Annotated in this window: 12 protein-coding genes and 1 pseudogene; 11 read left to right on the forward strand and 2 right to left on the reverse strand. The window is 43.5% G+C overall.

The window, feature by feature from the left end; all coding sequences use genetic code 11:
- Nucleotides 1-3: 3 nt before the first annotated feature.
- From ACQ86K_RS10045 to ACQ86K_RS10070, 6 genes are all read left to right on the forward strand, one after another.
- Complete coding sequence (locus ACQ86K_RS10045) at nt 4-2667, forward strand: SusC/RagA family TonB-linked outer membrane protein (protein WP_431200282.1); 2664 nt, start codon at nt 4-6, stop codon at nt 2665-2667.
- A gap of 26 nt (nt 2668-2693) precedes the next feature.
- Nucleotides 2694-4433, forward strand: coding sequence for a RagB/SusD family nutrient uptake outer membrane protein (locus tag ACQ86K_RS10050; RefSeq protein WP_091168271.1), 1740 nt, complete (start codon nt 2694-2696; stop codon nt 4431-4433).
- Nucleotides 4434-4684: 251 nt separating this feature from the next.
- Nucleotides 4685-8101 (forward strand): VCBS repeat-containing protein, encoded by a 3417-nt coding sequence (locus ACQ86K_RS10055; RefSeq protein WP_431200283.1) that lies wholly within the window; start codon nt 4685-4687, stop codon nt 8099-8101.
- Between the two features lie 143 nt (nt 8102-8244).
- Nucleotides 8245-10080, forward strand: coding sequence for a family 16 glycoside hydrolase (locus ACQ86K_RS10060; protein ID WP_091168264.1), 1836 nt, complete (start codon nt 8245-8247; stop codon nt 10078-10080).
- Nucleotides 10081-10092: 12 nt separating this feature from the next.
- Complete coding sequence (locus tag ACQ86K_RS10065; RefSeq protein ID WP_218134415.1) at nt 10093-12057, forward strand: c-type cytochrome; 1965 nt, start codon at nt 10093-10095, stop codon at nt 12055-12057.
- Between the two features lie 129 nt (nt 12058-12186).
- A complete protein-coding gene (locus ACQ86K_RS10070; RefSeq protein WP_091168262.1) occupies nt 12187-12957 on the forward strand; it encodes a 3-keto-disaccharide hydrolase in 771 nt (256 codons plus the stop codon).
- A gap of 126 nt (nt 12958-13083) precedes the next feature.
- On the opposite strand, the pseudogene ACQ86K_RS10075 reads toward ACQ86K_RS10070, so the two are convergent.
- Together ACQ86K_RS10075 and ACQ86K_RS10080 are read right to left on the reverse strand one after the other, a co-directional pair.
- Nucleotides 13084-14315: pseudogene (locus tag ACQ86K_RS10075) on the reverse strand (MFS transporter).
- A 56-nt stretch (nt 14316-14371) separates the two neighbouring features.
- Nucleotides 14372-15025 (reverse strand): FadR/GntR family transcriptional regulator, encoded by a 654-nt coding sequence (locus tag ACQ86K_RS10080; RefSeq protein ID WP_091168256.1) that lies wholly within the window; start codon nt 15023-15025, stop codon nt 14372-14374.
- A 184-nt stretch (nt 15026-15209) separates the two neighbouring features.
- Between ACQ86K_RS10080 and ACQ86K_RS10085 the strand changes: the two genes are divergently transcribed.
- The 5 genes from ACQ86K_RS10085 to ACQ86K_RS10105 all read left to right on the forward strand — a co-directional run bounded on the left by ACQ86K_RS10085 (nt 15210) and on the right by ACQ86K_RS10105 (nt 23710).
- Nucleotides 15210-15869, forward strand: a complete 660-nt coding sequence (locus ACQ86K_RS10085; protein ID WP_431200284.1) for an RNA polymerase sigma factor — start codon at nt 15210-15212, stop codon at nt 15867-15869.
- Nucleotides 15866-16804, forward strand: a complete 939-nt coding sequence (locus tag ACQ86K_RS10090; RefSeq protein WP_129568816.1) for a FecR family protein — start codon at nt 15866-15868, stop codon at nt 16802-16804. The genes ACQ86K_RS10085 and ACQ86K_RS10090 overlap by 4 nt, the downstream gene beginning before the upstream one ends.
- Before the next feature lie 111 nt (nt 16805-16915).
- Nucleotides 16916-20269 (forward strand): SusC/RagA family TonB-linked outer membrane protein, encoded by a 3354-nt coding sequence (locus ACQ86K_RS10095; RefSeq protein ID WP_091168243.1) that lies wholly within the window; start codon nt 16916-16918, stop codon nt 20267-20269.
- A gap of 33 nt (nt 20270-20302) precedes the next feature.
- Nucleotides 20303-21817: a RagB/SusD family nutrient uptake outer membrane protein gene (locus ACQ86K_RS10100; protein ID WP_091168240.1), complete on the forward strand. Its 1515-nt coding sequence runs from the start codon at nt 20303-20305 to the stop codon at nt 21815-21817.
- Nucleotides 21818-21910: 93 nt separating this feature from the next.
- Entirely contained in the window at nt 21911-23710 is a 1800-nt protein-coding gene (locus tag ACQ86K_RS10105) for an alkaline phosphatase (RefSeq protein WP_431200285.1), read from the forward strand.
- Nucleotides 23711-23715 lie beyond the last annotated feature (5 nt).

Raw genomic sequence — 23715 nt, forward strand, 5'->3', positions numbered from 1 at the left:
AGTTTGGCTACAAATGGTAATGAGCCTCTATATGTGGTTGATGGTTACCCGATCAGCGGAGGCTTAAATAACGTTAATCCTAACGATATAGCTAATATTGATGTGTTGAAAGATGCTTCGGCAACAGCTATTTATGGTGTTAGGGCAGCAAACGGCGTTGTTATCATTACTACAAAAAAAGGTCGGAAGGATGGTGGGGTGCAGGTATCGTTAGATGCCTATGGTTCATTGCAATCAAAACCCAAAAAGTATAAAGTTCTTAACGCGCAGCAATGGGCAACCCTGGCCAATGAAGATCACGCATCTGAGGGTAATTTTACAGAATTGCCTGAATGGGCAAATCCTTCGGCATTAACCAGTGTCGACTGGCAGGATGCAATTTATCGCCAGGGGGCAAAACAGAGCTACAACCTTGGTATACGCGGAGGCAACGAAAAAATTCAATCTGCCTTTTCAGCTGGTTATTATGACCAAAAGGGGATTGTTTTAGGTTCATATTTTAAGCGGTTAAACCTGGGTATGAATATTGATTATACCGTAAGTAAATGGCTTAAATCATCTACCAGTGCTAAGTATTCAAGGCAGGATCAAAATAATCCATTTGGTTCAGGATCATTGCAGCAATTAACAGAGCTTATCCCTACGCTCGATGGTGGTAATAAGTTAACCAACCAGATAAAAGACAAAAATAGGAACTATGGTTTTTATAACCCGATCAATATTTACACAAAAAGCTGGAACAATCCATTATATGCTATTGAAAAAAACGATTATAAAAACCTAAATAATTACCTTTTGGCAAGTAGCTCATTAGAGGCTACTATTATAGACGGACTTAAGATCAAAACCAATGCGGGCCTAAACGTAAGTGACTATTCGGGTTACTTCTTTCAACCGGAAGACCTTCGCTGGCAGGAGCAATATGGTTTAAGCGGAGCTAACCAAAATTCTGTTTATTCGCAAAGCGCTAATAACACTTTTGAGTGGTTATGGGAAAATACCATATCGTATGATAAAACCTTCGGAAAGCACGCTATTAACTTTGTTGGTGGTGTTTCAGCACAATCAAATACCTACCGGTATATGACAGGTACCGGAGATAAATTGATCAATAATGCCCTTCGGGATCTGGCGCAGGTTAACGATCTTGTTGTTACAGGCAGCCAATATACAACAACTTTTGCTTCACAATTTGGACGGTTAATCTATAAATACAATGACAAATATATTGTAACAGGTACCGTTAGGCGCGATGGTTCGTCGAAATTTGCTAACGGGCATCAATATGGTGTATTCCCTTCGGGTTCCGTAGCCTGGAAAGCTAAAGAAGAATCATTCCTGAAAAACGTTGCATGGCTGTCTGATCTGAAGTTCAGAGGAGGGTATGGCGAAGTTGGTAATCAGGGCTCTATTCCATTATTTCAATATAATGCCTTATATTCATCAGGTGGTGCAGCTACTACCGGCACAAACGTGGGTTACCCATTTGGTAAAAATGGTTCGTCAGGAGAGGTTTATCAACCCGGCTTGGCACCAACACAACCTGCCAACCCCGACCTCAGATGGGAGACTGATTACCAAACTGACATTGGTATGGATGCTGCCTTCCTGAATGGCGCGCTTACTTTTACAGTTGATTATTATAACAGGAGATCGAAAGACTTTTTGTTAAACCTTCCTGTATCGTCACAAACTGGCTTTAGCCAAAACCTGGCACAAAATGTTGGTGAAATTAATAACAAAGGTTTTGAGTTTGCCGTAAACTACAACCACACGGTAAATGATTTCAGGTATGGTGTGGGCTTGACTTTTACTACGGTTAAAAATAAATTAGTTAGCCTTAATAAAAGCCTAACCTTTATTGATAACCTTACCACGGTTACTGGTCTTAACGGTAATGGCTGGGGGCAATTCAGCGAAACCAATATCGGGCAGGCTGTAGGTGAGTTTTTTGGTTATAAATCATTAGGTATATTCCAGTCGCAGGCACAAATCAACGCTTTAAATACGGCCGCTGCAGCTAAATTTCCAAGTAACCCATATTACTGGAAAAGCGTTACCCAACCAGGGGATCGTTATTATGCCGACAACAACGGTGACGGACAGGTTACCCCTTCAGACAGGACAAGCCTCGGTAGTCCGATCCCTAAATTTTATGGTGGTTTAAACCTCGATTTTGCTTATAAGGCATTTGATCTTAACGCATATTTCTATGGCTCTTACGGAAATAAGATCCTGAATTATCAGCAAAGGACCCTTGAAAGCTTTCAGGCCCCCGGCTTTGTTGGTGTTGAAAACGTAGGTTACGATTATTATGTTAATCACTGGACCCCGAGTAATCCATCAAATCGTTACGCAAGGCTTACATATAATGATGATACCAGCGCAAATAACGTACCATCAAGTGTGTATGTTGAAGATGGTAGCTATCTCCGTTTAAGGAACCTTACCCTGGGTTATACATTACCGTCTGACGTCACCAAAAAGTTGACCCTATCAAAAGTGAGAATTTACTTTTCCACCCAGAATTTGTTTACTATAACCGGGTATAAAGGACTGGATCCTGAAATTGGCACAGCTAATGGAAGTGCAACGGCATCTGGTATTGATGCGGGTAATTACCCTTCATCTAAGTTTTATACACTTGGTTTAAATGTAACTTTCTAATTGGGCAGCGATAAAACAGTAAAGAAATGAAAATCAATAAAAAATATATCACACTAATTGCTCTCGGTGCCACACTTATGGTTCCATTGAGCTGTAAAAAGAATTTTCTTGACCAAACAAGCTATACACAGCTCGCTAAAGATGCTTATTTTAATAAAGCAGCTGACGGTATAGCGCTTGTAAACTCAATTTATGATACCTATCAAAATGCCGACCTGCTAAAAAAGTCGATCTGGTATTATGCTAACTTTCAAACCCATGATTTTTTTAACTGGGGAAATGACCGCTTTTATAATTACTACGCAATAACTACAGATTTTGGCCCGATCAGGACTTTTTGGCAACGTGCTTATGTGGGTATATCACGGGCTAACTCTGCAATTGAAATCATTCCCGAAATGAAAGCCAAAGGGATTCTTGACGAAAGTTTAGCTAACCGATTGCTTGGTGAAGCCTACTTTTTACGCGGAATGACCTATTACTATCTGGCGGGTAGTTTTGGCGGTGTGCCACTGGAGCTTAAATCAGTAACTGATGGTTTAACCGCAAGAAGTACACAAGAACAAGTATTTGCACAGGTAATTGCCGACACCAAGCAGGCTGCAACTTTATTACCATGGAGGGAAGATTTGCCGGCTTCTGAACTTGGAAGGGCAACAAAAGGTGCTGCTTTAGCTTATGAAGGTGCCGCGCAAATGTGGAATAAAGATTACGCCGGTGCATTGGCAAACTTTAACCAGTTGGATGGGCATTTTTCACTGATGCCTAATTTTATAGATGTAAATGAATACAACCATCAAAATAATGCTGAGTCGATATTTGAGGTGCAGTTCACAGTAGCAGGTACCCAAAGTTGGGGTGCAGGTAATGAAGTAGCCTGGATTTCGGATTTTAGCTGGCCGGAGGAGGTTTCAAACTTCGGTTATGATTATGCCAATCCGGGATTATATTATTCATACCAGGCTGGTGACAAACGTAAACTGGCAACAGTGATTGGCCCCGGCGATGAGAACATTAGTCCGGGAATTATAGGTCGGGGCGGCATTAAAGTTTATCCTTTAGTAGTAGCAGGTTTTGCGAGCTCCGATCCTAAGGTAAAAGCTAAATACACTGGGGATGACGGTAAGATCATCAATACCTGTGGTACACATGCCAATCCATGGTATGGTTCTGACGGTGATGGTTTACGTACCGGTTTCTACTGTGCTAAAATGTGGCGCGACCCCAACCTTGATGCTAACTCCGGCAATTCAACAATTTTTGGCGCTCAAAATCAAATACTGTTACGTTATGCCGAAGTATTGCTTGATAAAGCCGAGTGCCAGATCCGTACAGGTGACGCAGCAGGTGGCCTGGCCACGATTAAAAAGGTAAGAGACCGTGCGTGGGGCGGCACTGCGCCGGCTGTAATGCAGGATGGTGCAAATTATGACGGTTCGGCTTCAAGCCCAATCACAGACCCACTGCAAATGGTTTACAGCGAGTACAGGCATGAACTTTCGGGTGAATATTCTGTGTTTTATAACCTGCGCAGGGCTGGTGTAGCTGCCGAATTCATTAAAAAAGCTTACGGTACAGTTGACAACAATACCAACATGATTGCTAACCCCAACACTGCAGATGCAAAGCTTGATGCAGACAATGGTTTAAAGCTTCATGGCTTGTATAATACATCACTTCCTGTTGGCCGTGATCTTTATCCTATTCCGCAGCTTGAGCGTGGGCTAAACCCTAATTTAACTCAAAATCCGGCATACGGTAATTAGTATATTGTTATCATTTAACAGAAAAGGCTTCTCCCGCGGGGAGAAAGCCTTTTTGTGTTAATTATTATCTTTAAAGAATAAACCGATCTCCTAATTGATGAAGAAAATTTTACCCATCGCTATACTATGTCTCGTCTGCCTTATTCTCCTGTAAAAAAACTTCACTTTTTCAGCAGGTTTCATCATCTCATTCGGGCATTCATTTTAAAAATGAGATCATCGAAAACGATTCGATAAACCCGTTAGACCTGGTGAATATTTACAATGGCGGCGGCGTAGGGGTTGGCGATTTTAATGGCGATGGTCTGCCCGATTTATACTTTACAGGTAATATGGTGGCAAGCAAGCTATATCTTAATAAAGGTGATTTTAAGTTTGATGATATTACCGATGCCGCGGGTGTAAATGGCGCGGGCCGATGGGGAAGAGGTGTTGCGGTAGTTGATATCAACAATGATGGTTTACCGGACCTTTACATTTGCAATACCATTGCCAAAGACTCGCTGAAAAGGCGGAATATACTATACGTTAACCAGGGGAAAGGCAACGATGGTATTCCTCATTTTAAAGATGAGGCTTCAGAATATGGTCTGGAAGCTGGCGCACAATCAACCATGGCAAGCTTTTTTGACTATGACAACGATGGCGACTTGGATATGTACCTTACAGTAAACAGCGCCACGGCAAGTTACAATCCTAATTTATTCGGTAATTCAAATTATACGGCAAATCATAGCCGGGGCAGGTTGTACCGTAACGATTGGGATGGAAAATTACATCATGGCGTGTTTCATGATGTATCCGCACAGGCAGGTATTAACCTGGATGGTTATGGCCATGCAGCCACAACGGTCGATTTTAACAACGACGGGTGGAAAGACATTTACGTATCGGATGATTTTATATCAAACAACGTCCTTTACATCAACAACCATGATGGTACCTTTACCAATCGTACCAAAGAATATTTTAAACACACATCCTACAACGCTATGGGGCAGGATGTTATCGATATCAATAACGATGGCTTGCCGGATGTTGTTGAACTGGACATGGATCCGGAGGACAACTATCGCAAAAAGATGATCCTCGGTCCCAATAGTTACCAAACTTATCAAAACTTTGATATTTATGGTACCCAGTACCAGTATGTACGCAATACCCTGCAATTAAACCAGGGGCCGCGTTTAGGGCAGAATGGTGCTATGGGCGCCCCTGCTTTTAGCGAAATAGGCTTTTTAAGTGGCATTGCCCAAACCGACTGGAGCTGGACACCGCTGATCACCGATTTTAATAATGACGGCTATCGGGACATGATCGTAACCAACGGCTTCCCTAAGGATGTGTCTGACCACGACTTTATGACTTACCGCGAGCAGGCCTATGCCGTTACTTCCAAGCAAAAAGTTTTGGATCAAATCCCCGAAATTAAGCTGCATAACTATGCTTTTGCGAATAACGGCAACCTCACCTTTACCGATGTGAGTAAGGATTGGGGCTTAAGCCTGCCTACTTTTTCAAACGGGGCTGTATATGTCGATTTGGATAACGATGGCGCCATGGATATGGTTGTTAATAATATCAATGACGAAGCATTTGTTTACCGCAATACATCGCGTGATGATAAAAATAAGCTTGATAAAACCCACTACCTGCAAATTAGCTTTAAAGGTGATAAGCAAAATATTAATGGTTTAGGTGCTACGGCCGAGATATTTTACGATAAGGATAAGACACAGGTATATGAAAATGATCCCTACCGGGGATATATTTCATCGGTACAAAGTATGGCGCATTTCGGTCTGGGTAAAATTAACACAATAGATTCGGTCTTGATCAAATGGCCGAATGGCAAAAGAGAAAAGCTGACAAAGCTAAAAGCAGATCAGTTAATAAAGGTTGATATAAAAAACGCTAATGACCCTTATTCCCTGGTTCAGCCGCAAATAGCCGCGAATGCTTTATTTAAAGAAATAACAGATTCCATAGGGATCCATTATACCAACAAGGGAAGCGGTTTTCTTGATTTTAATATCCAGAAACTACTGCCGCATAAACTTTCTGAGTATAATCCGGCTTTAGCCGTGGGCGATATCGACGGCAATGGTTTTGATGATTTGATCATTGGGGGCACCGCTTACGATCAGGCGCAGGTTTTTTTCCAGATGCCCGATGGCAAATTTAACCGCCGTAACCTGTTAGCAGGCGATATTAATCCTCTCCATAATTTTCAAGATGAAGGTTTGTTGCTTTTTGATGCTAATGGTGATGGCAAGCTCGATTTATATGCAGCCAGTGGAGGTTACGAATTTGCAGCAAATGGCCCTGAATACCAGGACAGGCTTTATATCAATGATGGCAAAGGCAATTTTACGCTTACAACGGATGCTTTGCCTTCAAACCTCACCAGCAAACTTTGCGTACGGGCTTGTGATTATAATAAAGATGGTAAGCCCGACCTGTTTGTATCAGGAAGAGTTGAGCCATGGAAATACCCCAACCCGGTTTCGAGTTTTATTTTGCGGAACGATAGTGAAAATGGGCACGCAAAATTTACGGATGTTACAGCACAGGTAGCCCCGGCTTTGAAAAACATAGGCATGATTTGCGATGCCCTGTTTACCGATTATGATAACGACGGCTGGCCCGACCTGGTCATGGCCGGCGAGTGGATGCCGGTAACATTCCTTAAAAATGAACATGGTAAGTTTGTTAATACCACAGTTCAATCCGGCCTGGGCAATAAGCTGGGGTGGTGGAACTCATTGGTGGCCGGAGATTTCAGGCATACCGGCCGCACGGATTATATTGTCGGGAATTTGGGCGAGAATAGCCTCATCAAAGCCAGTGACCAGTATCCTGTTTACATTACAGCTAAAGAATTTGATAAGAGTGGCATCTACAGCGCGATTCCTTCTATTTTTCAGCCCGATCAAAACGGGGACAAAAAGGAGTACCCAATGTACGGTCGCGATGATATGCTGAAGCAAATGATCAGCATGAGAAAAAAGTTTACCAATTATCGCTCGTACGCTTTGGCAACTATGGACGAGGTGCTTTCACCCGAACAGAGGAGCGGGGCGTTGAGGCTGAAAGCTAATACCTTACAATCATGTTTTTTAAGGAATGATGGCAATGGTAAATTTACAGCTATCCCGCTGCCTGTTGAAGCCCAGGTATCGGTATTAAACGGTATGGAAACCGGCGATTTTGACGGGGATGGAAACCTCGACGTAGTTATTAATGGCAACGATTATGGCAGTGATGCTACTATCGGGCGTTATGACGCGCTTAACGGTTTAATGCTGAAAGGTGACGGCAAAGGCAACTTTAAGCCATTAAGTATTATGCAAAGCGGTATTTATATTCCGGGGGATGGTAAGGCCCTGGTTAAGTTCCGCGATAAAAATGGGCAGGTAATATTGGCCGCCAGTCAGCATAAAGATGTTTTAAAAGTTTTCAGATCAGAAAATAAAACAAAAACTATCCCAGTCAAGGCCAATGATGTTTATGCACTGATTAAATACAAGAACGGCAATACCTCAAGGCAGGAATTTTATTTTGGCTCATCTTTTTTGTCGCAGTCGGCAAGGTTTATACAGCTTAATGACAAAATATTAAGCGTTACCGTTTTTGATGACAAGGGTAATCAAAGGCTTGTAAATTAGGTGTTTTGCCCCTGGTTGAAATTACACCGGAAAATGATTAAAATATTCGTAATCGATTGCGTAAATTAATTATCTTGCGTTGCTAATATAAGGCCGCATTGTTATGCGCTTTAGCCAATAAACCATATTATAATTAAAAATCAATGCATTGCTTTAATCAATCTCCTAAACTCTTCGGCAGAAAAAAGTTTTGGATAGCATGTGTTTGCCTGCTGGGTTGCCAGCAACTCAGGGCGCAAAACACGGTACCTCTTAATGATCTTTCTTTTTTTGATAATCCATCATCCAATTGGAAAGTAGCAGCCGGCGCACAGGCTGATATTGCGCAGGATGAAGTTTTAACCCTTAAAGATGGTAGCGGGATTTTGGTAAACCTACCCGGCAAAAAGGGCGCAAAAGACCTGTTTACCAAATCTGCTTATGGCGATGCCGACCTGGAGCTTGATTATATGATGGCCAAAGGTTCCAATTCGGGTATTTATTTGCAGGGGCGTTATGAAATTCAGCTTTTAGATAGCTGGGGAACGGTAAACCCGAAATCGGGAGATAATGGTGGTATTTATGAGCGCTGGGACGGTAGCAAGCCCGAAGGGCAGCAAGGTTATGATGGCCATGCGCCACGGCAAAATGCCAGCCGTGCGCCGGGTTTATGGCAGCACATGAAAATTTCGTTCCAGGCACCGCGCTTTGATGTCAGCGGCCAAAAGATCAGCAATGCCAAGGTCCTTTACGTTTGGCTCAATGGTGTTTTGATCCAGGATAATGTTGAGCTTGCCGGGCCAACCCGCGGAGCTTTTGACAACAAGGAGGCCACCACCGGTCCGCTGCGTTTGCAGGGCGATCATGGCCCGGTAGCTTTCAGGAATATCAGGATAACCAGTTTTGACAAGCCTCACCCTACACTTTCAAACCTGAAATACGGGGTTTATAAAGATGGGGTTATTGAGGGAGATAGTTATAAGAAACTAAAACCCGAATCAGAAGGAACTTCGCCTGTATTATCATCAAATCAGGGTAAGCTTACCAATAATTTCCTAATCCGTTATACTGGCAGTATTCAAATTAAAGAAGCTGGTGAATATGTTTTTAAACTAAATGTACCGGGTGGTAAAGGCAAATTGCGTATTGACGGGGTTGATGCGGTTATGTTAGCCGAAAACAGGGGCGAGGGCAAGGCCCAGTTACAACCCGGCGATCATCCGTTTGAATTACTCTACTCAAAAACTGTCGATTGGGTCAGGCCGGCTTTAGGGCTTACGGCATCAGGCCCGGGCATCCGCGAGTATTTATTGAGCGATGCCAATGTAAGCAACAATGATCCTGTTGATCCTATTTTGATCAATGCAACTTCAAATACTGTATTACGGAGCTTTTCTGATTTACCGGGAGGTATCAGGGTTACCCATGGTGTAAATGTAGGCAGCCCTGAACTGTTGCATTACACTTACGATTTGGATAAAGGAATGATTGTAGAGATCTGGCGTGGTGGTTTCTTAGATGCCACACCCATGTGGCATGACAGGGGCGATGGCTCATCGCGCCCGGCTGGTTCTGTACAATACCTTGGCAAACCTGTCCCTGCTATCGAAAAGCTGAGCGATGCAAATGCCGCCTGGGCTTTGGATACTGCAGGTACAGGGTACAGGCCAAAAGGCTATGTTTTGAATGCCGACGATGTTCCGGCATTTAAGTACAATATTTATGGTACTTCGGTAAATGATGCCAGCAGTGTGATGGATAAAGGCCAGGGCATTCACCGGGAAGTAACACTTGCCAATGCAGTAGACGGCCTGTTTTATCACCTGGCATCCGGCAATATCGAAACACTTGGCAATGGATTATATGTCATTGACGATAAATCCTACTATATCCGTATTGATGATGCAGCGGGCGCCAAACCTATCGTTCGGGATGCGGGAGGGAAGCAGGAGCTCATCATTCCTATTCAAAAGAAATTAACCTATTCTATCATTTTTTAAGCTGCCTTGATCATGAACAATACTTTAAAACAAATGATAAACAAGGGCACGTTTTTATTTACGCTTATAATTATCGCGCTGTTGAGCGATATCAAAAATACCTTTGCCCAGGCCGAATCGCCTAAAGAAGATGACTTTTTTAAGATCATGAAAGTGCCCGCGCCTGAGGGTACTATCCTTGAAGTTGGCGGTTTGTGCACGCTGCCTAATGGTACGCTGGCAGTAACCACTCGTCGCGGAGATATATTTATGGTCGAAAATCCAACCGGTCAGCATCCTTTTTTCCGCAAGTTTGCTTCTGGCTTGCATGAGGTGCTGGGTGCCGCCTGGAAAGACGGTGCGTTGTACGTTGTTCAGCGCGGCGAATTGACCAAGCTGGTTGATACGAATATGGATGGTAAGGCCGATGTTTTTGAAACCATTTATGCATGGCCGTTATCAGGAAATTATCATGAGTATAGCTTCGGGCCTAAAATAGCGCCCGATGGCTCATTCTTTGTGACTTTGAACCTCGGCTTCCCGCCCGATTGGTGGCACCCGAAAAGCTTTGTGCCTTACCGGGGCTGGGCTTTAAATATTAAGGAAGATGGCACTGTTACGCCATGGGCGGCAGGCTTGCGTTCGCCTTGCGGTATCAGTATGATTGATGGCGAACTTTGGTATTCAGATAACCAGGGTGACTGGGTTGGTTCAGGTAGTATCATGCCGATCAAAAAAGGGGCTTTTATGGGGCATCCTTCAAGCCTGGTTTGGACGGGTTTGCCTAACTCGCCGCTAAAACTCACTTCCGAGCAATTCTTTGCCAAAAACAACCCGAGGATAGAATTTGATAAAAACGGCCAACCTGTAAAGCCGCAGGATATTGTTAATGAAAAATTTAAAACGGAGTTTGAGGCTAAAAAAGAGATCCCTGAGTTACAGCTGCCCGCGGTTTGGTTACCGCATGGGATCTTAGGAATCTCCAACTCCGAAATTGTTAAAATCCCGGAAGGCGCATTCGGCCCTTTTGCCGGGCAATTACTGATCTGCGACCAGGGCCAAAGTATGGTTGACAGGGTGTTTTTAGAGAAGGTTAACGGCGAATACCAGGGCGCGGCCTGGGCTTTCAGAAGCGGTTTCCAGTCAGGCATAGTAAGGCTGGCCTGGTTACCTGATGGTTCATTGGCTGCAGGCGAAACCAACCGTGGCTGGGGATCTGCAGGGGAAGCCACTATGGGATTGCAGCGATTGGTATGGAACAATAAAGTTCCGTTTGAGATGCGTGCTATCCGTGCAATGCCCGATGGTTTTGAGATAGAGTTTACCAAGCCGGTTGATAAGAAAGTAGCTGAAGATATAGCTTCATACTCTGTAGAAAGCTATATCTATAAATACCATGGCGTATATGGCAGTCCGCCGGTAAATACCGAAAAATGCCCGATAGCAGGTGTGAAGGTATCTGCAGATGGTTTAAAAGCGCGATTGATTGTGAATAACCTGCGTAAATATTATATCCACACCATTACGCTTGCAGGTATCCGCGATAAGGAAAACTATTTCAATTTAGTTCATCCAACGGCTTATTATACGTTGAATAATATCCCCGAAGGGCAAAAACTTTCTATGACGGAGGTAAGCACGATAAACTCTGCCAAAGCTGCAGCTGCGGCCGATCTGAAAAAAGGCCTCGCCGGCAAAAAAGCTGCTACGGCAAAATCTGCAGCAGGATTAAACACGGTTCCTACTTATGCCGAGGTGCAGCCGATCCTGCTGAAAAATACCTGTCTTTCGTGCCATAACGCTACAAAAAGACAAGTTGGCCCGGCTTACGTGGATGTAGCTAAACGCAAATACAGCGTGGCCGAATTGATCCAGCTGATCCGTAGCCCGAAACCCGAGCACTGGCCCGATTATTCAACGCCTATGCCACCTATGCCACAGGTTACTAAGGAAGATGCCCGTAAGATAGCTTTATGGATCAAATCGCTGGCTAAGTAAAGCTGAAAGCCGAATGCTTAAAGCAAAAAGCTAAAGACCCAGTATTAAAAGTTTTCAGCCTTTTGCTTTAGGCTTTCAGCTAAACACGAATAGTTATCTGATTATTTAACCCTGATCAATTGTTTTAAAATGAAACGCAAACTTATTTTTACTGCTTTATTAGCAGGCTGTTCTTTAACAATATTCGCGCAGCAAAATGCTAAGCCGGAGGATACCGAGATCTGGTCGCCGGTGCCGGCTGTGGTTACCCCTGGTAAAACTCTGGGAGATGCACCTTCTGATGCCATCATTTTGTTTGATGGCAAAAACCTCGATGAATGGGTAGCCACCAACGACAGTACATCAAGTCATAAATGGAAGGTGGATGATAAAATTATTACGGTAGATAAAACGGCAGGCGATATCCAAACTAAACGAAAATTCATGGATTTTCAGTTGCATATCGAATATCGCATCCCATCAAACATAACCGGCAGCGGACAAGCACGCGGTAACAGCGGCATTTTCCTGGCAGCCCTGCCATGGGGAGCCGGTGGTTATGAGTTGCAGGTGCTTGATAACTATAATAATAAAACCTATGTGAACGGGCAGGTGGGCAGTTTATACAAACAAGCCATCCCCCTGGCAAACGCTTGCCGCAAACCCGGCGAGTGGCAAACCTATGACGTAATCTGGACAGCACCCCGTTTTAATGAGGATGGTTCATTAAAATCAGCGGCTCGCGCTACCGCAATTCATAATGGTGTGCTGGTTCAAAACAATACCTCATTAATAGGAGATACCCCGTATATCGGCAAACCCGAATATCGTAAACATGGTGCTTCGCCAATTAAGCTGCAAGCTCATGGTGATAAAAGTGAGCCTATCAGTTATCGTAATATTTGGGTAAGGGAATTATAAGAGGAAGGTTATTGCGCGGTACGAAGCAATCCCAAACTGTACAGAGAGACTTGCATAGCTGCTCTGCTAATCGGGGATTGCTTCGTTCCTAGCAATGACGCATTGAATTAGCCTATGTTGTTTTGTTTAACCCTTCACCGCCCTCTTCCCTTCAATATTTGGCAGCAAACCAGTGAAAATACCTATCAACGGTAAATACGCACAGATCTTAAATACATAGTTGATACTGGTCATATCTGCAACTTTACCCAACACTGCGGAGCCTAAACCGCCCATTCCAAAGGCAAGGCCGAAGAACAAACCCGCTATCAATCCGACTTTTCCTGGTACCAACTCAGTTGCGTAAACTAAGATGGCCGAAAATGCTGATGAAAGGATCAGGCCTATAAACACAGATAAAACACCGGTCCAAAACAATGACACGTAGGGTAGGAGCATGGTAAAGGGCGCCACACCCAATATCGAAATCCAGATGATGTATTTACGGCCAAAGCGGTCGCCCAGTGGCCCGCCGAATAATGTTCCGGCTGCTACTGATCCTAAAAACATGAATAAATAAATTTGTGATTGCTGAATGCTTAAGTGGAACTTATTGATCAGGAAGAAAGTATAATAGCTGGTGATGCTGGCCAGGTAAAAATATTTGGAGAATATAAGCACCAGCAATATACCCAGGGAGAATATTACCCTCCTTTTGGAGATATTCAACTGAACGGTTTCTTTAGCATTTTTGTTTTTTGCATTAAAACTGAGGCGTTCGGCATACCATTTAGCTATGCGGAGCAATACCAAAATTCCGGCGAAGGCGATAAGGCAAAACCAGATCACGTTTGATTGTCCGTAAGGGATCACGATAAGAGCTGCAAGCAGGGGGCCAATAGCGCTGCCGGCATTACCACCCAGCTGAAAAATAGATTGAGCCAGTCCTTTTTTCCTCCCGATGCTAAATGTGCCACCCGGGATGACTCCGGGTGAAATATGGATGAGCCAATACCAATAAGACTTACGGCCATCAGCATAATATAAAAGTTGCCGGCAAAAGAGGCAAGCATCAATCCGGATAGAGTGAAACCCATGCCAATTGCCAATGAATATGGTTTAGGTTTTTTATCGGTATAAAGACCTACAAATGGCTGCAAAATAGAAGCAGTAATTTGATAGGTGAAGGTGATTAGCCCTATTTGAGTAAAATTAAGACTAAACCGTTGCTTGATAAGCGGATAGATAGACGGTATAACCGACTGTAGCATATCATTGATAAAGTGTGCAAGGCTTATTGTAAACAAAATTGAATACACTGTTTGCTGAACCAATTTTTTAGGTTCGGGGATAATAGTTGTTGGCGATGTAGATTCCATTAGCGACAGGTTAAATTATAAAACATTATATCATCAGATGAATTTTGCGAAATTTTTTAATATTGATGAATTTCCATAGCTGTATTCCAGGCCTGTTTCGAATCGCAATCGAGAATGTTTTTCAGGAGCTTTTCGTGAAGGTGCTGGGTTTCGATAAAAATGCGCGTATCAGGGTGGATTTCAGTGAACCATTTTTTTAAATGTACGGCTGCCGTTTTATATAGATCGCTCAGGATCTCGTTTTTTGATGCTTCGGCAATAGCGATGTGAAATTTAACATCAGCGTCAATACACTCTTCCAATAGCCCGGCTTCGGCAGTTCTGTTCCGGGTTTCCAAATGGCTTTTCATGTTAAAAATATGTTTTTGCGAGCGGTTTATAGCAGCTTTTTCAGCTATTTTCATCTCCAGTAATTGTCTTACCTCATCAAGGTCCTGAGAGCGGGCACGTTTTAAACGGGCTTCCATAGGCTCAGGATTACTGGCTGTGCGTTCCACAAAAGTCCCAGCACCCTGCTGGATTCTGAGCAGGCCCAAATGTACCAGGCTTTTAGTTGCTTCGCGGATGCTAGAGCGGCCAACGCCAAACTCGGCCATGAGTGCGGGTTCGGTAGGCAGCTTGTCGTTTACCCGGTAATGGCCGCTGCTTATCTGTTCTTTCAGTTTTTCTGCTATCTCTTGTGCCAGCGATCTTTTAATAATTTTGCTCATTTGTAAATCATCAGATGAATTACAAAGGTATAGGTTTGTTTGAGAAATAAAAGTTATTTTGGGGGCAAAATCTATTTTTAAAAAATAGTGCCAATTATTAGCCTGTGTTTTCTAAAGCATTAATATATATTTAAATTTAGCTTAACATTAGTGCCGTTACTTTGATGCGATAAAAATACCCCTTGTGAAACAATATTCGGATGCACAACTTCTACTTGAACTGCAGGGCGGTAACGATGGTGCATTCCGGGAAATTTATGAGCGTTATGCGGATAGGTTGATTGCCTTCGCGTTAAAGAAAACCCAAAACGAGGATGAAGCGATGGACATGGTACAGGAGCTGTTCCTTTCCATATGGAAAAATCGTAATACCATCCAGGTAAATGGTGCGCTTGAAGCCTACCTCATGGTTTCTGTTAACTACATGAGCTATAAGTGGTACAAAAAGCAAAGCATCAAACCTCGCCCGTTAGATGATGTTTCCGAAATACAGGAAACTTATGAACACAGTACCGACCAAAAACTTTCCCTTGCCGAATTGCACTTGTTGATAGACCAGGAAATTGCGGATATGCCCGAAAAGATGCGCCAGGTGTATTTGTGCAGCCGCGAGCAGGATATGACCGGCCCGCAAATAGCCGAATTTTTAGGCTTATCGCACCAAACCGTGCGCAACCAAATTAGTAATGCTTTAAGCAGGTTGAAGAAATCTGTTCAGAAGTATTACGATGTCATCCCCTTTGATAATTACAGCAGATTTTTGCTGTTGATAATTTTTTCAAAAAGTTATAGTACACTCCTCCGTCTCGGGTCACTTATCAGGTATAAAGCCCCTGTTAGGTGAATCAAAGAGAAATAGAAAAACTACTCAATAAGTTTAACGCTGGCAAATGTACCGACGAGGAATTGCAGCTTTTACAACAACTGATGCATAACCTTGACATGGACGCCAAAACCGGCGACAATGTTAAAGCCCTTAAGCAGCCGCTTTGGGAACGTATAGAAAAACAAACTATAGATAAAGGTAAAGTCCGCAGGCTAAATACCACCTGGTTAAAAGTAGCTGCGGCTGTTTTGGTAGCTGTATGTGCCGGACTGTTCTATTCAAAATTAGCTACTCATAAAAATGAGCAAATTGCTTACCAGGTAATCACTGCCCCTAAGGGCAGCATGAAACAGGTAATGCTGCCAGATAGCTCAACCGTTCAGTTAAATGCAGGCACATCGTTAAAGTTCCCGGTTAGTTTTGGCGATACGAAAAGAGAAGTAACGCTGATAAATGGCGAGGCGTTTTTTGACGTGAAACATGATGTGAAGCGGCCATTTATGGTGCATGCCGCAAAAGTTATTACTCAAGTACTTGGTACATCGTTCAATATCAAATTTTATAAGGAGCTGCCCGACATACAGGTTTATGTGAATAGCGGGAAGGTAGAGGTGCATGATCAGCGCCATACATTGGGTTTTTACACACCCAGGCAGCAGTTAACCTATAACAAACAACATGAAAGCTTTACGCGCCAGGAACTAACGGCTGATCATTCGCTGAGCTGGATGCATGAGGAGTTGATACTGGATAATGCGTCATTTAAGGAAATTACCATTTATCTGCAAAACCGCTATAACGTGAATTTTAAATACAATGAAAAACGATTGGCGCAGCAGCATTACTCGGTTAGGTTTTCAAATAAGTTGAATATCAGACAGGTGCTGGATATACTCCAGTTTATTGACGGCCGAAAGTATAAGTTAAACGGAGATACTGTAAATATTAGATAACAATATAAAAAGGAAAACCAATGCCTGCTCCAACAGGCACTGGCTCAATTAAGTGTAGCTGCCAAAACTAAAAGCCAACAGGCAGTTACTAATCACTTTAAAAACAAATGTATGGAAAAATCTTTAACCCGGATTTCAAGAAGATTAATCTCAGCAATTTTATTGCTGGTAACAACCCTGACGGCAGTATTGCCCTCACGCGCCTTCGCCGAGCGTAGTGTGTCGCTGATGGATCAGCCGGTAACCGTAAAGTTTGCCGATGAAACCATGGATGCCTCGCTCGAGAAACTCAAAAAAGCGGTAAATACCGTTGCATTTAACTACAAGATGGATGATGTGGCCGCGGTAAAAGTAAAGGCAAATTCATTTGTTAACAAACCATTAAAAGATGTGCTTAACGCTTTAACTGCCAATACACAATTGGAGTACCGCGAAAAATACGGCACTATTATTATCTCGCACAAAAAGGTGGTACGTGCACCCGAAAAAATTACGGTGACCGGAACAGTGAACGATAAGGACGGTCCGCTGGCCGGCGTGGCTGTACGCAGCAAAACTTCAACTGCCGCCACTTCAACCGACGTTAATGGTAATTTTAAAATTACTGTTGAAAAGGGCGAGGTGCTGGTATTCAGTTTTATCGGCTACAAGAGCCGCGAAGTTGCCGCCGGTCAATTTCCGCTTAGCATTACTTTAGAAGCTGACGTTACCGGTTTGAACGCCGTAGTAGTGGTAGGTTATGGCACACAAAAAAATACCGACGTAACCGGTTCGGTAGGTTCATTAAAAGTTAGTAATGTTAAAGATCGTTCGGTAGGTTCGGTGACTGAAATGCTGCAGGGACAAATTGCCGGTGTTACAGTTTTGAACGAAGGTGGTGACCCAACTTCGGGCCCAAGCATCAGGTTACGCGGTCAAAGCTCTTTCAATAATGAAGGTCCGCTGATGGTTGTTGACGGTACCATTTATAACGGCGGCCCCATCGATCCTTCGGACATCGAATCTATCGACGTATTGAAAGATTCATATGCTGCCATCTATGGTGCCAAGGCTGCTGGTGGTGTAATTTTGATCACTACCAAACGCGGTAAACAAGGTAAAACCAATCTTGACATTACCGCAAAAGGCGGCGTACAAAACGCCTTGAAAATATTACAGGCCTTAAACGCTGCCGATTATGCAGATGCTATAAATACTGCTTATGATAACGCAGGCAAAACCCGCTTACCTGCATTTGATGGTACTATAAACCCTGATTCGCGCGTAACCCGTACCAACTGGACAGATGCCTTGTTCAGAACAGGTTACATACAGGATTATAACTTGAATATCAGTGGCGGCAGCGAAAAATCTACCTTTTATATTTCAGGAGGCTATCGTAAAAATGATGCGATCCTGTTAAATACCAATGCTATTCGCTACAACTTTCGTGTAAACTCTGATCATCAGATCAACAACTGGTTAAAGATTGGCGAAAGTTTCTCTTATTCATATAACAACGGACAAGGTGCCAATACTACAAGTGCTTACACCGGTGCTATTTTATCAGCTATATTTTACCCTCCAAACGCTTCTATCTATAATGCCGATGGCAGCTTTGGTGGTGTGCCCGCCCAATATGCAGGTTCATATGGTGACGTAATTAACCCGGTTGCTTATTTAAAACGTTTGGACAACAGCGATGCTGTAAATAGCTTTAATGTCAACCCTTATGTTGAAATTAACCTGATTAAAGGTTTAAAATTTCGCTCAAATCTGGGGGTTACTAAGAACTCTGAAACCATTAAAAACTTTAGCACAAGGGTATTGGAGCCCGGTAAAAAGTTTTTTGATAACTTCCTTTTCCAGGAGCAAAACAATACACGCACTATCCTGGCCGAGCAAACTTTAAACTTCGACAGGACTTTTTGTAATCATCACGTAAGTGCTTTGGCAGGTTATACTTATCAGAATGATACCCAGGAGTTTTTTAGCGTTAACACAGATAACTACCTGAGCGAAGATCCTGCTTATCGTTATATCATCAACGGTAGTCTTAACCCAACAGGCGTACCGCTACAAGGCAACAAGAACGAATCTGCTTTGATCTCATACCTGGGCAGGATCGGTTATGATTATGCCGGTAAATACTTTGTCAACGGTATCATCCGTCGTGATGCTACCTCATTATTATCAAGCAGCAACCGTGCTGAAGTTTATCCTGGCGTATCGGCTGGTTGGTTAATTAGCAAGGAATCATTTTTTCCTACCGATGCTCTGGTATCATTTGCTAAGTTAAGGGCAAGTTACGGTCAGTCGGGTAACCTTGCAGGTTTACCAAGCTTCCCAACTTCAGTTTCGTTAACCAAAACTGCCGGTTATTTAGGTAGCCCGGCTACAGCTATTACAGGTTCGGCTGTTGATGGCTTGGCTAACCTTAATCTTAAATGGGAAAAAGCTACACAAACCGATATTGGTGTTGATTTAGGCCTGATGAACGGTAAGATCAATGTTACTGCTGATGTGTTTCAGAAAAGAAATACCCGTTTCCTGTTCCAGCCACCGGTTGCAGCTGTTTATGGCGTGTCAAACCCTCCGTTTGTTAACGGTGGTCAGATCACCAATAAAGGTATTGAGTTAGCAGTTAAATACCAGGGTAGCGTTGGTGAATTCCATTATAATTTAGCAGCTAACGGATCATACATCAAAAATAAAATTGATAACATACTTCCAGGTCAGCAAACCATCCTTTCTGGTCCAACAGTAAGAGATAACCTGGTGCCTGTGTGGTTACAACAGGGGTATTCTTTGTATTCGTTCTTTGGATACAAAACCGCGGGCTTATTCCAATCGCAGGATGAGGTAAATAATTATAAAGGATCCTCGGGTACGCTTATTCAACCAAATGCAAAACCAGGCGATATCAAATTCCAGGACCTTAATAATGACGGTAAAATAACCGAGGCCGACAAAACTTACCTGGGTACACCTTTCCCTAAAATTAGCTATGGTTTTACGGCAAACTTTAACTATGGCCCGTTTGATATGAGCGTATTTTTGCAAGGTGTCGCAGGTAATAAACTTTTCAATGCTGTTAAATACACAGGTTTAAATGCATCTATCCAAAACTATAACCTGCTGGCCGACGCTAAAAATGCCTGGACACCAACCCATACAAACACCAATATCCCGCGCTTATCTGCAAGTGATGCAAACGGCAACTTTGGTAACGTATCTGACTTTTATGTTGAGAACGGTTCATACATGCGTATCAAAAACGTAACGCTTGGTTACACACTGCCAAAAGCGCTGATGACTAAAATTGGTGTACGCAGCGCCCGCATTTTTGCCAACGCGCAAAACCTGGCCACATTTACCAAATACAGAGGTCTTGACCCCGAAGTTGGTATCAACCAAAACGGCGTTGATTTAGGCTTGTACCCACAGGCAAGGATTATTTTAATAGGTGTTAACGTAGGCTTATAATTAATCAGGAACCACAATTAAGAAGATATAGAGATGAAATTCAAAAATATAATTAGCAAAGGCTTAATGGGTGCAATGGTTATTGCACTGGCCCAAAGCTGTAAAAAAGGCACTTTAGATAATATTAAACCAACCGGTACGCCAACCAGTACAAACTTCTGGAAAACTGCTGCCGATGCCCAGGCAGCGGCCAATGGTTTGTATGAGAAACAAAGTAACAGCGAAGATCTTTACGGTCGCGGTTTCTTTTGGTTCATTAATGCCAGCGATGACATGGTTGTTGGCCGTACATCTGCCGATAGGGAAAATATCAAAAACTTTATCTGTACCGGCAACGAAAGCAGTATTTACGCTCCATGGCAACTGCATTTTGTAGTGATGAAACGTGCTAATGACGTCATCAACAACGTGCCGAACATCAACATGGACGCAGCTACCAAAAACTTTATTTTGGGCCAGGCTTACTTTATTCATGCTGTAATGCACCTGGAAATTGCCGATCTGTACGGATCGGACAAACAAGGTGCTCCTTTGCAAAATCGCGCTAATCCATTAGCGTTCCCGGCGCAATTGCCCTCAGTTAAAGATAACTACGCTTATATCGAGGCTGATTTGAAAAAGGCAGCTTCTTTATTGCCTTATTTCGATAAACTGGCTGCTGCCGATAAAGGCCGCGCTCATAAAACTGCTGCTTATGCTTATTTGGCTAAAACTTACCTGCATGCTAAGGATTACGCTAATGCCGAAAAATATGCCGACTCGGTTATCCTTAGCGGAAAACATGCTTTGCTAAGTAATTATGCGGATGTGTTCAAGATCGCTAATAACTATAGCTCTGAGTATATCTGGTCGGTTGCAAGTAACCTGAATGGTCAGAGCATTTTGCCTGGTGCTATGTTGGAGAACAAAGGCTGGGGTTTATATAACGGCTTCGGTTATTATCAGCCAACCAAAGAATTGGTTGATGAGTTTGAAGCAGGCGATAAAAGGCTTCCGGCTACTATCCTGCAAAAAGGCGATAGCTTCCAGTATTTCGGTCAAACTTATACTTACCCAATTGGTGGTAAAAGCAACAGCTTAACCGGCTACCAGTTTAATAAATATATGGAACCGTTTAGCTATGCAGGTGGTATTCACGTAAGCCCTAACGGCGATGAACCATCTACAGATTTAAACGTGCCATTATTGCGTTATGCCGAGATCTTGCTGATTAAAGCCGAAGCGCAGATCATGCAGGGTAAAAACGGTGATGCCGCGCTTAACCAGGTGCGTGTACGTGCAGGATTGCCCCCGATTACTAATGCCACAATGGCAAACCTCAAACACGAACGCCGCGTTGAATTGGCTGGTGAGTGGAGTGATCGTAACTTTGACCTGGTACGCTGGGGCGATGCACAGGCAATTTACGCAAAACCGTTACACGGTTCGGATGGCTTAGTTGTGTGGAAAGCTCGTAACTTTGACCCGGCGAGGGATAACGTTTGGCCAATTCCGCCAAAAGATATCCAGATAAGCCAGGGCCAGCTGAAACAGAATGCCGGCTGGTAATTGACATATTGAAACTTACAAAACCGGGCACAGCCCGGTTTTGCTATATCTATACCAAATGAAAAAAGTACTACCCTAATTACGCTGGCAGCGTTGCTGGCAAACGCCGGCCTCACGGCCAATGCGCAGGTTAAAAACTACACCGTAGCCGACGCGCACTCCCATAACGATTACAAAAACAACATCCCTTTTTACCGGGCCTATGAAAAAGGTTTCGGTTCTATCGAGGCCGACTGTTATGCAGTTAATGGGCAGCTGATGGTGGCTCATGATAAAAAAGAGATTGACGCTAAACGGTCGTTGAAAATCTTGTACATCGATCCGCTGATTGAAAAATTTAAACGAGATCCGCAGCGCCATTTAAGGCTGCTCATCGAAATTAAGGAAGATCATAAGGCGGTATTGCCCTTGGTGATCAAAGAACTGAAACCGTTAGAACAATATTTTGATTATGAAGGTCACCCGGGGAGGTTATCGATAGTGTTGACAGGAGCAGTGCCCCCTGCGGCAGAGATGACCAATTATCCGGCCTGGATCTCTTTTGATGTTGACCATATGAACGGTTTTACTCCGGCGCAATGGAAAAAGATTGGCATGGTAAGCTTTCCGTTTGGTAAATATATGCACTGGAATGGTAAAGGTGTATTGAATAACGAAGAGATCTCGAGGATAAAAGCAGGGATCGATAGCGTACATAACTCCGGTAAAAAGGTCCGTTTTTGGGAAACTCCTGATACCAAAAGCAGTTGGCTGGCGCTGATCCGTTTAGGTGTTGATGTAATTGGCACCGATAAAATAGAAGAGCTTGGCGATTTTCTGAACAAGAAGCCAGCAAGTGAGTACACCGCGCCACAAGAGTATGGCATTTATAAGCCAACGTATAAATCGGACGGTACGGTTAAGAAAGTAAAAAACATCATTTTGTGTATCGGCGATGGCATGGGCTTATCGCAGATCTATTCAACCTATACCGCCAACCGCGGCCAGTTGAATATTTTCCAGATGCTCAACATTGGCTTTTCAGTAACTAATTCTGCCGATGCTTATATCACTGATTCGGCTGCAGGAGCCACCGCTTTTGCATCAGGCCAAAAAACTAACGACAGGGCAGTAGGTGTTGATCCCTCAGGTAAACCGTTGAAATCATTAGCTGACTACAGCGCGGCAGCAGGTAAAAAGACTGCTGATATTGTTGCCTGCGAGCTTACAGATGCAACTCCGGCTGCGTTCTACGCGCATGATTCGGAGCGAAGCCATTCTACTGCTATCGCTAATCAAATTACGTCATCACCTATTGATATTTTCTTAGGCTCGTCATATAAAGATTTTATCTGGCCGGTTAATGGCGAAAGCCCGGTTGATAAAATGAAGAAGAGGGGATACACGGTGATCCGCAACTTTGATGAGTTTTTGAATAGCTCGGCCCCGAAAATCCTGGGTTTGATGGATGATAGCGTAACCCGCCCGAAAATGGAGGGTAGGGGGAATTATCTGCCGCTGGCATTCAATAAAGTAACCCAAACGTTCAAAAATGCCCCTAATGGTTTCTTTATGATGATTGAGGGTTCGCAGATTGACCATGGCGGTCACGCTAACAACTTAAAACAGGTGATCACCGAAAATAGCGACTTTGACCGTGTTGTTGGCGATGCTCTGAAATTTGCCGACGAAGATGGCGAAACCCTGGTAATTGTAACTGCCGATCATGAAACAGGCGGCTTAACCCTGCTTGACGGCAGTATCAACGATGGTTACGTATGGGGCGATTTTAGCACCAATGATCATACCGGTACCCCGGTTCCGGTATTTAGCTACGGCCCGCATTCGCTGGATTTCAGAGGAGTTTACAGCAATACCGAGATCTTTAACAAGATTAAGTCGTTGTTGCAGTAGTAGCA

Origin of the sequence: Mucilaginibacter sp. P19 (assembly GCF_050632265.1) — a bacterium.
In the GTDB taxonomy this organism is placed as follows: domain Bacteria; phylum Bacteroidota; class Bacteroidia; order Sphingobacteriales; family Sphingobacteriaceae; genus Mucilaginibacter; species Mucilaginibacter gossypii.

Coding starts and splice junctions, on each gene's coding strand:
- ACQ86K_RS10050 (WP_091168271.1), top strand. CDS start 2,694: ATGAAAATCAATAAAAAATATATCACACTAATTGCTCTCGGTGCCACA.
- ACQ86K_RS10060 (WP_091168264.1), top strand. CDS start 8,245: ATGCATTGCTTTAATCAATCTCCTAAACTCTTCGGCAGAAAAAAGTTT.
- ACQ86K_RS10065 (WP_218134415.1), top strand. CDS start 10,093: ATGAACAATACTTTAAAACAAATGATAAACAAGGGCACGTTTTTATTT.
- ACQ86K_RS10070 (WP_091168262.1), top strand. CDS start 12,187: ATGAAACGCAAACTTATTTTTACTGCTTTATTAGCAGGCTGTTCTTTA.
- ACQ86K_RS10080 (WP_091168256.1), bottom strand. CDS start 15,025: ATGAGCAAAATTATTAAAAGATCGCTGGCACAAGAGATAGCAGAAAAA.
- ACQ86K_RS10095 (WP_091168243.1), top strand. CDS start 16,916: ATGGAAAAATCTTTAACCCGGATTTCAAGAAGATTAATCTCAGCAATT.
- ACQ86K_RS10100 (WP_091168240.1), top strand. CDS start 20,303: ATGAAATTCAAAAATATAATTAGCAAAGGCTTAATGGGTGCAATGGTT.